Origin of the sequence: Streptomyces sp. NPDC059398 (assembly GCF_042751845.1) — a bacterium.
Lineage (GTDB): Bacteria > Actinomycetota > Actinomycetes > Streptomycetales > Streptomycetaceae > Streptomyces.
Window position 1 is genome coordinate 1 of record NZ_JBHYWP010000002.1, and the last position, 11,247, is coordinate 11,247.

At 73.0% G+C, this 11,247-nt stretch carries 12 protein-coding genes; 3 read left to right on the plus strand and 9 right to left on the minus strand.

What is annotated here, in order from left to right:
• Positions 1–99 precede the first annotated feature (99 nt).
• The gene (locus tag ACFXBC_RS01230; RefSeq protein WP_385017102.1) at positions 100–303 is read right to left on the minus strand and encodes a hypothetical protein; all 204 of its coding nucleotides are present in this window, start codon (positions 301–303) and stop codon (positions 100–102) included.
• Between the two features lie 230 nt (positions 304–533).
• On the opposite strand from ACFXBC_RS01230, the gene ACFXBC_RS01235 reads away from it, so the two are divergent.
• From ACFXBC_RS01235 to ACFXBC_RS01245, 3 genes are all read left to right on the plus strand, one after another.
• A complete protein-coding gene (locus tag ACFXBC_RS01235) occupies positions 534–1,442 on the plus strand; it encodes a 4'-phosphopantetheinyl transferase family protein (protein WP_385017105.1) in 909 nt (302 codons plus the stop codon).
• Positions 1,443–1,552: 110 nt separating this feature from the next.
• Positions 1,553–1,858: a hypothetical protein gene (locus ACFXBC_RS01240; RefSeq protein ID WP_385017108.1), complete on the plus strand. Its 306-nt coding sequence runs from the start codon at positions 1,553–1,555 to the stop codon at positions 1,856–1,858.
• A gap of 86 nt (positions 1,859–1,944) precedes the next feature.
• A complete protein-coding gene (locus tag ACFXBC_RS01245; RefSeq protein WP_385017110.1) occupies positions 1,945–2,514 on the plus strand; it encodes a hypothetical protein in 570 nt (189 codons plus the stop codon).
• A 143-nt stretch (positions 2,515–2,657) separates the two neighbouring features.
• Here ACFXBC_RS01245 and ACFXBC_RS01250 read toward each other — a convergent pair whose 3' ends face one another.
• The 8 genes from ACFXBC_RS01250 to ACFXBC_RS01285 form a co-directional block, all read right to left on the minus strand.
• Entirely contained in the window at positions 2,658–3,359 is a 702-nt protein-coding gene (locus ACFXBC_RS01250) for a DNA-binding response regulator (RefSeq protein ID WP_385017112.1), read from the minus strand.
• An 82-nt stretch (positions 3,360–3,441) separates the two neighbouring features.
• A complete protein-coding gene (locus ACFXBC_RS01255) occupies positions 3,442–4,425 on the minus strand; it encodes a TauD/TfdA family dioxygenase (RefSeq protein ID WP_385017117.1) in 984 nt (327 codons plus the stop codon).
• Positions 4,426–4,465: 40 nt separating this feature from the next.
• A complete protein-coding gene (locus ACFXBC_RS01260) occupies positions 4,466–5,038 on the minus strand; it encodes a YbaK/EbsC family protein (RefSeq protein WP_385017119.1) in 573 nt (190 codons plus the stop codon).
• Positions 5,028–5,246, minus strand: coding sequence for an MbtH family protein (locus ACFXBC_RS01265; RefSeq protein WP_385017121.1), 219 nt, complete (start codon positions 5,244–5,246; stop codon positions 5,028–5,030). Before ACFXBC_RS01265 ends, ACFXBC_RS01260 begins: the two co-directional genes overlap by 11 nt.
• Before the next feature lie 26 nt (positions 5,247–5,272).
• Entirely contained in the window at positions 5,273–6,340 is a 1,068-nt protein-coding gene (gene sbnA, locus ACFXBC_RS01270) for a 2,3-diaminopropionate biosynthesis protein SbnA (protein ID WP_385017124.1), read from the minus strand.
• Between the two features lie 14 nt (positions 6,341–6,354).
• Positions 6,355–7,383 (minus strand): 2,3-diaminopropionate biosynthesis protein SbnB, encoded by a 1,029-nt coding sequence (gene sbnB / locus ACFXBC_RS01275; RefSeq protein ID WP_385017126.1) that lies wholly within the window; start codon positions 7,381–7,383, stop codon positions 6,355–6,357.
• Positions 7,384–7,581: 198 nt separating this feature from the next.
• Positions 7,582–8,628, minus strand: coding sequence for a TauD/TfdA family dioxygenase (locus ACFXBC_RS01280; RefSeq protein WP_385017129.1), 1,047 nt, complete (start codon positions 8,626–8,628; stop codon positions 7,582–7,584).
• Entirely contained in the window at positions 8,625–11,138 is a 2,514-nt protein-coding gene (locus tag ACFXBC_RS01285) for an amino acid adenylation domain-containing protein (protein ID WP_385017132.1), read from the minus strand. The genes ACFXBC_RS01280 and ACFXBC_RS01285 overlap by 4 nt, the downstream gene beginning before the upstream one ends.
• Positions 11,139–11,247: the final 109 nt, after the last annotated feature.

Genomic DNA, 11,247 nt, shown 5'->3' on the forward strand with positions numbered 1-11,247 from the left:
GACTCAGGTCTCCTGGCGCCCCGCACGCGTGGTGGGGCAGGATCCGGTCCGGACCCGGTCAGGTCCGCGACCACTCCGCCCAGCCGGTCACCGCCGGTCTCAGCCCCAGTCCTCGTTGCCGTCCGGAGTGGCGACCACACCGGAACCGGAACCGGACACGGCACTGTCGGCCCGGACGGCCGCCGTCTGCCGGCCGTGGCCCTGCACCGAGTGGACCGCGGTGGCCGCGCCACCGAGAAGCACTCCGGTACCGACAAGGGTGACGAGGGTCCGCTTGGCCGAGGATCTCCAGCTGGGCTGCATGTCTCTTCTTCTCCCGTTGAGTAGGTCAGGGAGGGCGCCCGAACGGTGCGTGCCCCCCGATGAGCAGAACGTTAGGGAGCGGCGGTTTCGGTCCGCTATCAAAGCCGCTTCGCAGGGGCAGGTCCGGCGATATCGGATCTTTAACGTCAAGGTGCGGGGCGGTTTTCCTCCGCACGCGCGGAGGGATTCCGGGCTTCCCCGACGGCCCGGTACGGCCGACACTCAGAACCATGACGCCGCTGACCGCACCCGGCCGGGAGCCGGACACATCCGGAACCGCCGCCACCGGTGAGGCGACGGCCGAGTGCCGTATCTGGTCGCTGCCCCCGCTTTCCCGGCCCGCCGACTGGTTCCGCTTGCTGGACTCCGGCGAACTGGCGCGCTGCTCCGGCTTTCTGCGGGAGCGGGATCTCGCCCGCTTCGTCACCGGCCGGGTCCTCGCCAGGACCGCGCTCGCGCGGCTCTGCGGAACAGAACCGGAAGCGGTACGGCTGCGCACCCGCTGCCCCGGGTGCGGCGGCGCGCACGGCAAACCGCGGGCCCTGGGGGCCGCCGCCCGCTGGGAGTTGTCCCTCACCCACTCCGGCGACGTGGTCGCGCTCGGGGTCACCGACGGGTACCCGCTCGGGCTCGACGTGGAGCGGCTGGACGACCCGCGGCCGGGCCCGACCGGGACCACGACCGGGTCCGAGTCCGAGACCGGGATCGGGAGCGGATCCGGGACCGGGACCGAGACCGCTCTGCCGTGTGATTCCGGCCTGTCCCACGAGTCCGGCCTGTCCCACGAGTCCGGCCTGCCGCCCGGGTACGAGCTGGTGCTCACCGCGGCGGAACGCGCCGCCCTGCTGCGGCTGCCCCGGGAGGAGCGGGCCCGGGGTCTTCTGACGTACTGGACGCGCAAGGAGGCCGTCCTGAAGGCGACCGGCGAGGGGCTGAACACCCCGATGGACAGCTTCACGGTGTCCGCGCCGGACCGCGCCCCCGCCCTGCTCGGCCGGTGCGCGGACCTCCGCCCGCGCACCGCACTGGCCGATCTCGACCTGGGGCCCGGGTACCGGGGCGCGGTCGCCGTCATCGGCGCAGGCGCCGTACGGGTACGGATGCGCCCCGGCACGGAACTGATCGCGCCGCGCCGCTGACCGGGCTCGCTTCTCCTTCGATAACGAAAAGAAAACCCCGCTGGGTAGCTTCCTCTCATCGTGCTCGGCCCCTCCAGCGTGCCGAGCCAGCCGACCAGCGGAGGCATGGCGTGAGGTCAGAGATGTCACCGGTCACCACCGGCCCCCTCACCGAACTGGACCACCGGCTCGCCGAACTGGACAGGTCCCTCATCAGCCTGGCCCGGGAGCGGGTGGAGACCGCGTCCCGGCTCAGGGCCGCACGGCGGACGGCGGGTCTGCGGGAGTTCCAACTGGCCGATGAGAACGATGTGCTGAGTCGGTATCACGAGGCACTCGGCCAGCCGGGTACCGCCATCGCCCTGCACCTGCTCGCCATGAGCCGGGCCGGGCGGAGCCCCTCGGCCCTCGGCCGGTCCGCCGCAGCGGCTGCCTGATGCCTCTGTCGCCCGGGAGCGGGCCGGCTGCCTGCCGGTCCCTGCCGGGCTCACGGCGCTCAACCCCCACGAGAGGAAATTTCACCATGTCCACCTCTGTTTCGGGCTCCGGACGCATCCGGCTGCTGACCGGGCCGTTCCGGCCACGGACGTGGCGGCATGTGCTGTACGCGCTGGTGGCGGTCGGTCCCCTGCTGCTGTTCGTGCTCCCGTACGCCATGAAGTCCACCCAGGGCCACGGAGGCCAGCAGATGGGTGTGCTGGTCCTGCTGGTCATGCTGGTGGTGGTCGCCTTCATCGGGCCCATGGTCGAGCGGCTGCGCGCACAGCTGCTGCTCGGCGAGGACATCGGGCACCGCTCGGGCGTCGGCAGGGTCGGCCGAGGCCTCTTCTTCATGCTGGTCAACCTGCTGGTCAGCTCCCTCTCGTTCGCTCTCGTGGTGGGCTGGTTCATCGTGTCGGCGCGCAATCTGACGTACCCGATCTGGGGCTGGGCGCCCTACCCCGACCCGGCGTGGGGCGGCCCCAGCCCGGCCGGTGCGGTGGCGCTGCACTTCGCGGCGGGTGTGGTGGCCTTCTTCTTCGGCCCGTGGCTGATCATCGCCGTCACCAACTGGCAGGTACGGGTGGCCCGCAGCATCATCGGCAGCGGCTGAACGGGCCCGCCCCAGACGGCTCTGCCGTGCACGGCCCGCCGTACATGGCTCTGCCGTGGACGACTTCGCCGTACATGACTCTGCCGTACACGACTCTGCCCCCGGTGGTCGGTGATCACCGGGGGCAGCGTGCTGTGCCGCTCCTACGCCGCCCCGGCCAGGGTCATCCGGGGCTCGTGGGCGGTGGCCGCGCCGGGCCGGGCGGCGAGGTAGCGCAGTACGGCGAGCACCCTGCGGTTGTCGTGCCCGGTGCAGGGGATGCCGAGCTTGCCGAAGACGGCGGCGGCCCGTTTCTCCACGGTGCCGGGTGACACGTTCAGCCGCTGGGCGATCGCGCTGTTGGTGCGGCCCTGGGCCATCAGCTCCAGTACCTCCAGCTCACGGCGGCTCAGCGCCCCCAGCTCGTCCTGTGCCGTGTCCCCGGCCGCCAGCGAGCCCACGATCCGCGGGTCGACGACCGTGGCGCCCGCCGCCACCCGGGCCACCGTCTCCAGCAGGAACCCGGCGTCGTGGACCCGGTCAAGGAGCAGATACCCCACCCCGGCCCGGCTGCCCGAACCGGCGAACAGCCGGGCGGCGCAGCCGGGTTCGGGCGCAGCCGAGTAGACGAGCAGCCCGCCGAGCGGCCACCGGTGGCCGGCCGCGAGCACCGCCCGGATGCCGTCGTCCGTACGGGCGGACGGCAGGGCGGCGTTCGCGACCAGCACATCGGGCCGGTACGGGCCGGCCAGCGCGCTCAGCCCACCGGCGTCGCCGACGGCCTCCACCTGGTGGCCGCGGTCGGCGAGCACCTGGGCCAGTCCGGCCCGCAGCACGGCGGAGCCCTCGGCGATGACGATGCGCATGGGCGTCGGCCTTCTCTCGGTTCGGTGACGGGCGGCGGGGTATGCCGGGGGGCGTGCGTGCGGCGGGGGCGTGCGGCGGGGGTCAGTCGACGACGTAGCCGTCGGACGGCCGCACCGCCCGCGAACGGCGCAGATCGGTCAGGACGAAGCCGCGCCGCAGCCAGCGGTCCCGTCCGTCGTAGCGCGGCCGGAACGCGGTACGGCCGTGCACGGTGACGCGGTTGTCGACGAGGGCGAGGTCGCCCGGTTCGAGGTAGGCGGTCTGCGCGGTCAGGTCGAAGATCTCCTGGAGCTCGGTGAGCGCGTCGGCGGCCCGTCCGGTGAGCGGCCGGGTGGCCGCGAAGTCGACCCGTACGTCCGGGTCTTCGGGCGCCCCGGTCAGTACAGCGTGCGGGGCGGTGCCTCCTGCGGTGGACCCGAAGGAGGGCGGGGCCGCGGTCCTGAACTCGGGGCTGAACAGGGCCGCGCGGCCGTCCGGTGAGAGCAGCGGGAGCGCCTGCCTGACACAGGCGGTGCGCAGGCCCGCGACCCGTTCGTGGTCCGCCCGCAGGCAGAGCAGCATGACGAAGTCGGGCAGGTGCGGGTGGAAGGCGTTCTCGGTGTGGAAGGTCAGCAGCACGGAGCCCGCGTTGCCCTGGAAGTCCTCCTGCCCCGGGACCGGTACGACGTCCTGGACCAGGGCGCCGCCCTTCTCCGGGCGGAAGGCCGCCGGGTCGCCGAGCCCGGCGGCGATCATCACCAGGACGGCGGCCGAGACGTCCGCCGTGTGCTGCGCCGAGCCTCCGGCGGCGGGGGTGGCGGGCAGCACCGCCTCGTCCACCGGCAGCCCGCGCAGCAGCAGGGAGCCGGTGGGCCCGGAGTCGCGGCGGAAGGCGGCCAGCGGTCTGCGCAGCTCGGACGGGAGGTCAGCCCAGCTGTCGCGGGCCGCGGCCACCCACTCGGGGCTGTCCACCCGGCCTCCTGCGACGGGCGTGAGCCGCCGCGCCGCCTGCTCGATGGCGCGGGCGCGGTCCGGGCCGACGGTGACCGCCGGGGTGGTCGGGCTGGTGTCCAGAATCAGAGTCATGCGTGCGTTTCGCTTCCTGATCAGGCGGCTTGAAGTGCGGTCAGGCGGCTTGAACCGCGGGGTCCGGTCCGGTGAGGGGCGCCACCAGGGGCGCGGCGAGCCGGCGGTAGGCGTGCGGGGAGAGTGCGACCGAGAGGTCGAGCCGGGCGGCGTTGAACCAGATCTCGTCCTGGCCGAGCAGCTCCGGATCGGCCAGGACGGTCAGGTCGGGGTGGAAGGAGAAGGGCATGATCGATCCGCTGACGCAGCCGGTGAGGCGCTCGGCGGTGGCCCGGTCGGCGAAACCGGCCCGTACCCCGCCGGCCACGTCCGCCACGGCCCCCAGATCGACCCTGCGGTCGCCGGGGACCACGGCCAGGACGTACCGGGACTTCTTCCGTCCCAGGGCGACCCGGACCACGAGGGTCTTGGCGGCCCGCCGGAGCGGGTGGCCGCGCAGCAGGCTGGCGGCGTCGGTACGGCCCTCGGGCGGATGGGCCAGGAGCCGGTGCGGAACGCGTCCGGCGGCCAGCAGCTCCATCAGCCGGTCGTGCGCCGTGCCCGCGGCCGGGGAAGCTCCCGGCACGCCCGCCCCGGCCGCACCCGCCCGGCGGAGACGCTGCTCAGGCGGCACGGTCCATCGCCTCCGCGACCGAGCGCGGACGCATGTCGGTCCACTGCTCGTTGATCCAGGCCAGCGCCTCCGCGTGGCCGGACCCGGGCAGAGCCGTCCGCCAGCCGTCCGGCACGTCGGCGAAGGCGGGCCACAGCGAGTGCTGGCCCTCGTCGTTGACGAGTACGAGGTAGCGGCCGTCGGTGTCTTCGAACGGGTTGCTGTTCATCGGGATTTCCTCCACGGTCGGGCCGTTCAGGCGGCGGGTTCGGGTACGGCGGGTCCTGCGGTGCTGAGCGGGTCGACCGCGTCGATCACGTCGGCCGTGTTGATCACGTCGGCCGTGCCGGCCGCATCGCCGTAGATGCCCTGGACCCAGTTGGTCTGGTACACGGTGTCGAGATAGCGCTCGCCCAGGTCGGGCGAGATGGTCACGGCGGTCAGCTCACCGCGGTGCTTCTGATGGGTGCGGTGGGCCTGGTGTGCCTGGCGGGCTTCCAGCCAGGCCGCGGCCCCGGCGACGACGGTGCCGGTGGAGCCGCCGAAGAGGAATCCGCGGGCGGCCAGCCGGTGGCACATCCGGACGGTGTCGCTCTCCGGGACCATCACCACGTCGTCGATGTACGACTCGTCGAGCATCGGCGGGCGTACCCCGGCCCCGAGGCCGGGGATCGACCGGCTGCGCTGGGGCCCGCCGAAGGTGACCGAGCCGACGCTGTCGACGGCCACGATCCGCACCTCGGGCCGGTGTTCGCGGAACCAGCGGGCGCAGCCCATCAGTGTCCCGGTGGTCCCGGCGCCGACGAACAGCACATCGAGACCGGGGAAGCTGCCGGACAGCGGCGGCGCCGTCAGCCGGTAGTGGGCGCCCCAGTTGTCCTGGCTCGTGTACTGGTTGAGCCAGACATACCGCGGGTCGGCCGCGCAGAGCCTGCGGACGTGGGCGAGCCGGGCGCCCAGGAACCCCTCTTCCGGGTCGGGTTCGGTGATGGTGTGGACGCTCGCGCCCAGGGCCTCCATGAGCCGGCGGGCGGCGAGGTTGCAGCGGGAGTCGGTGACGCAGACGAAGCGGTAGCCCTTGCTGGCCGCGATCATGCTCAGCGCGACCCCGAGATTGCCCGACGAGGACTCCACCAGGACCGAGCCCGGGGAGAGCACGCCGTTGCGTTCGGCCGCCTCCACCATGGCGAGAGCGGCTTTGTGTTTGATTGATCCGGCGAAATTGAAACCCTCGCATTTCAGATACAGCGGGATTCCGAGAACCGATCGCAGATTCACATACAGATCGTCCTCGTTGAACTGGTGCGGGGCTGAAATGATCAAAGCCCCTCCTCCCGTCAGCCGTAGCGGCGCATTTCATGGAAGAACCCCTCGACAACGGCGAGTTCACCCGCGTCGCGAATGGTGTCGTGGACGTGTTTGCCGAGCGCCAGGTCCAGCACTCCGAGGCCGAAGGGCGAGAAGATCACCGGGCGGTCCTGCGGCGGGGTCAGCTCACCGGTGAGTACGTCGTAGAGCGTGCCGTCGACGAAGTCCCGGTTCCCGAGCCGCTGTTCGGCCAGGTGCAGGGAGGTGTCGGCCTTGAGGCAGTGCTCCACGTCGTCCACCACGTTGGTCGCCGCGAGCACCACGTCGGGTGACAGGTCGCGCAGCGAGATGTGCAGCACCAGCGGGTTGTGGGCGAACAGGCCGGGGTCGGTGACGTGCGGGGTGCCGGCCACGGTCGCGAAGACGACGAGGTCGCTCTCGCGGATCAGGCTCTCCGCGCTGTCGTGGACGACGGTCTTGCCGTGGTCCGCACCGGAGCCCTCCAGATAGCCGGCGAAGCCCTCCGCGTGCTCACGGGACAGGTCGAAGACGCCGGTCTCGTCGAACTCCCAGCCGGTGCCCGCCAGATAGCCGTGGATGAAGCGGGCGATCAGTCCGGTGCCGAAGAAGCCGACCCGCCGCGGGCGCCGGCGCCCGGCCGTCAGCTTGTCGGCGGCGAGTGCGGCGGAGGCCGCGGTCCGCGCCGCGCTGATGATGGAACTCTCCAGACAGGCCAGCGGGTAGCCGGTGTCGGGGTCGTTGAGGATGAGCACGGCCGACGCCCTGGGCAGCCCCGCCGCGACGTTCTCCGGGAAGCTGGAGATCCACTTGATGCCGTCGGCCCGGACGTCGCCGCCCACCGACGCGGGCAGCGCGATGATGCGGGAGCTGGGGCGGTCGGGGAAGCGCAGGAAGTACGAGGGCGGGTTGACCGTGTCGCCCCGGCCGTGGATGCGGTACGCGGCCTCGATGATGCCGACGGTCTCGCGGTGCCGGCTCTCCAGGACGCGGCTCACGTCGGCGCCGGGGATCACTGCGAAGGAGGGGGTCTGTGACATGGAGGGGTCTCCGTGGCTGGTGGACGGGGCGGGGGGCGTACGGGCGGGTGGGCACGGGCGGATGCACGCGGGCTGTTGTGTACGAGCTGGTGCGTACGCGGGGCTGTGACACGGCGCCGCGATCCGGCGGGTGCGTACGAAGAGGCCGCGTAGGGGTGGAGCCGGGTGCGTACGAAGAGGCCGCGTAGGGGCCGGGGTTCAGGGCAGGACGTGGCCGGCCGGCCGGACCGGGCCGCCCAGGATCACGACGACGTCGCGCTCGCCCTCGTACGCCTCACGGCTGTGCGCCATGCGCAGGTTGTCGACGACCATCAGGTCGCCGGCCAGCCACGGTTCACGCCGGGTGGCCTGCCGGTAGGCGTGGTCGATGGCCGCGATCACCTCGGCGGGGACCGGTGTGCCGTCGCCGTACGCGGTGGTGAACGGCAGCGAGTCCGGGCCGTACACATCGGTGAGGTACTCGCGGATCACCGGGTCGAGGGTCAGTTCGTTGAGGAAGGCGATCTGGTTGAACCAGATCCGCTCGCCGCTCACCGGGTGCCGCAGCACGGCGGCCCTGCGCTGCCTGGTGCGCAGCGCGCTGTCGGGCAGCCACTCGTGGTCGACGGCGGCCTCCGCGCAGTACTTGGCGATCCGCTCGGGGTCGTCGGTGCCGAACGCCTCGGTCCAGGCGACGCCCACCTCGCGGTAGGTGCGGGTGAGCTGCCAGCCGTGCCGGACGAAGGGGGCGACCAGCGCGTCCGGCAGGGCGCGCAGGACCTCGCCCGAGTCCGCGACGGCCGTCGCGCCGCCGGTACGGGGCGCGGTGAGGCAGCCGAACACCGCGCGGGACGGCACATCGGCGCAGTAACTCACCTCGTGGTGCATGCACATGGGCTCGTCCGGCGGCCACTCCGAGGATCCGTAGACCCCTTCGGCGTGGGTGCGCCGGGCGGCGAACCGCTCCTGTTCCCGCATCGGTGCGACACCGAGCGCGGCTGCCGCGGCGGCGACCTGTGCGGCCGAGCCGAGCCCGAGACCGCGTACCAGCACCGCACCGTGCTCGGCGACGGCCCGGCCGACGGTCTCGCGGTGCGCGGCCGCCCACTCCGCGGGGCCGCCTGCGGCGCGCAGGGCGTCGGGGGCGACGGTCAGCACCGCCACGGCGCCGGGCCCGGGTGCCGGGACGGGCTCGTTACGGTGGGCGGGCCCGGGGTGCCCGGTGGGCTCCGCGAGCGGTATGTGGATCTCCGCGACGGATGTCATGAAGCGATCTCTCCCTCGGTACGGGCGGCGAGCCGCCGCTGCAACAGATCAGCCAGATCGGCGAGTACGGGGGTGGCCGCGAGCTCCTTGACCGTGACGAGCCGGTCCAGCGAGATGGCCAGCCGGACGGCGGTCAGCGAGGTGCCGCCCGCCTCGTAGAAGTGCGTGGTGCGGCCGATACGGGAGGGGTCGGCCCTGAGGATCCCCGCCCACAGCCCGGCCAGCCGGCGCTCCATGGCGGTGCGCGGGGTGTACGCGTCCGGCAGGGCCGCACCGGGCGCGCCGCCCCCGTCCGCACCGTCCTGCTCACCGGCGGCCGCCTCCCGGGTCAGCGTCTTCCGGTCGGTCTTGCCATTGGCGGTCAGCGGCAGCGCGTCCCGGCGCTCAAGCCGGGCCGGGACCATGTAGCCGGGCAGCGCCCCGGCGAGCGCAGCCGCCACATCGGCCGGGGCCAGCTCCGCGGGACCGGTGTAGTAGCCGACCAGGTGGCGGCTCTCGGCCGCCCCCGCCACGACCACCGCGCCGTCGCGCACCCCGGCCACCTGGAGCAGCCGGTTCTCGATCTCTCCGAGCTCGATACGGAAGCCGCGGATCTTCAGCTGGGCGTCGCGCCTGCCGTGGAATTCCAGGCGGCCGTCCGGCGCCCAGCGGCCGAAGTCGCCCGAGCGGTAGAGCCGTTCGCCCGGCCGGTACGGGTCGGGCAGGAACGCCGCCCTGCTGCGCTCCTCGTCGTTGACGTATCCGCGCCCCACACAGACCCCGGAGAAGACGATCTCACCGGGCGCGCCCAGCGGCACCGGTCTGAGCCGCTCGTCGACGACGTACACGCGTACGTTGCGCACCGGCCGCCCCAGCGGTACGGAGGGGCCCGACGGGGCGCGCAGCAGCACCTCGTGGTTGGTGTCGTCGCAGGTCTCGGTGAGTCCGTAGGCGTTGACCAGCGGGACTGCGGGGAAGGTGGCGAACCAGCGCTGGGCCAGCTCCTTCTTGAGCGCCTCACCGGTCACCGAGACCCGTCGCAGGGCGGGCAGCGCGGTCCGGTCGCCGTCCAGGAAGGTGAGCAGCACCTCCAGATACGACGGGACCAGCTGGACCACCTCGATGTCCGCTCCCCGCAGTGTCTCCACGAAGCGGGCGGGGTCGAGCAGCGCCTCCTGTTCCACCAGGTGCGTGGTGCCGCCGGTGGTCAGGGCCGCCACCAGCTGCCAGAGCGAGATGTCGAAGCACTGGGGGGCGGTCTGCGCGACCGTGGTGCCCTCGGTGATACCGAGGTCGGCGGTCTTGGCGAGCAGGTGGTTGGTGAATCCGGCGTGCTCGCACATGGCGCCCTTGGGCTCGCCGGTGGAGCCCGATGTGAAGTAGATGTAGGCCAGTTGGTCCGCGCGCACCGGGATCAGGGGGTCGTGGTCGGCGAGCCCTTCGGGCAGCGCGTCGACGAGGCTGACGTCGGGGCCGCCCGCCGTGCCCGACGGGCCCTCCGCAGGGGCGGTGAGGGCGGCCAGCGCGGTGTCCAGCGAGGGACAGGCGCCATGAGCGGTGAGCACATACCGGCAGTCGCTGCGGCGCAGTACGGTCTCGATCCTGGCGGCCGGGAAGTGCGGCTCGACGGGCAGATACACCCCGCCCGCCTTGAGTACGCCGAGCACGGCGGCCGCCCAGCCGAAGTCGCGTTCGGTGACGACGGCCACCACGTCCTCGTCGCGCAGTCCCCGCAGCCGCAGCTGCCGGGCGATCCGGTTGGCGTGCCGGTTCAGCTCCCCGTAAGTGAGGCGTTGCCCGCCCCGCACCAGGGCGGTGTCACCGGGCCGCAGCCGGGCGCGCTCCTCGAAGAGCTGATGGCAGCGCAGGTCGGGCAGCGGCTCGTCGGGCCCGGCGAACTCCTCGGTCTGGGTGCGGACTTCGTCGTCCGAGAGCAGGGTGCGGTCCTGGTGGGCGCTGTCCGGACGGGCGGTGAGTCCGTCCAGCGCGGCCAGGTAGTAGCCGCCGACACGGGCCGCGGCCCCGGCGTCGAGGGTGTCCGTGCGGTGGCGCAGGACCAGCTCGCGCCCGTCGGTGGCGACCGCGAGGTTCACGCCCTGCGGCAGATCCGCGGCCAGGGCCGCCGGGTCCTCGGCGACCAGCGTGTCGAACAGGCTGGGTGCGGTGTCGGGTGCGTGCGCGGCGTGCCGCACCACGGACCGCCGGGTGCGCTCCGCCGCTGCGGCCAGCCCGGCCCAGCTGCCGTCCTGGACGCTCACCCGGGCGGCCAGCGGTGCGCCGCCGGCGGGCAGGTAGCCGCTGACCGTGTCGGGTTCGCCGGTCAGCGCGGCCAGCACCTTGGCGTGCGCGGCCAGCAGCAGGGCCGGCGTGACACCGGGGGCGGGCAGGGCCGTGCGGTGCGTGGCCGTACCGCCGGGGGCGCCGGGTCCCGTCGGTGTCCAGCGCGGCAGCGGGGTGCGGCCGACCGCGTCCAGGACCGCGTCCCAGTAACTCCGGCCTGCCACGGCGCCGTATTCCCCTGCGTCGTCCATCACGAGTGCCGCCTCCACGGAAGGTCCGTCAATGCCGTGAGCCCTCAGCCGACTTCACGTCTTCGCGGACGACACTAAGCAGCCGTCTTATCGGCGGAATATCGCTTTC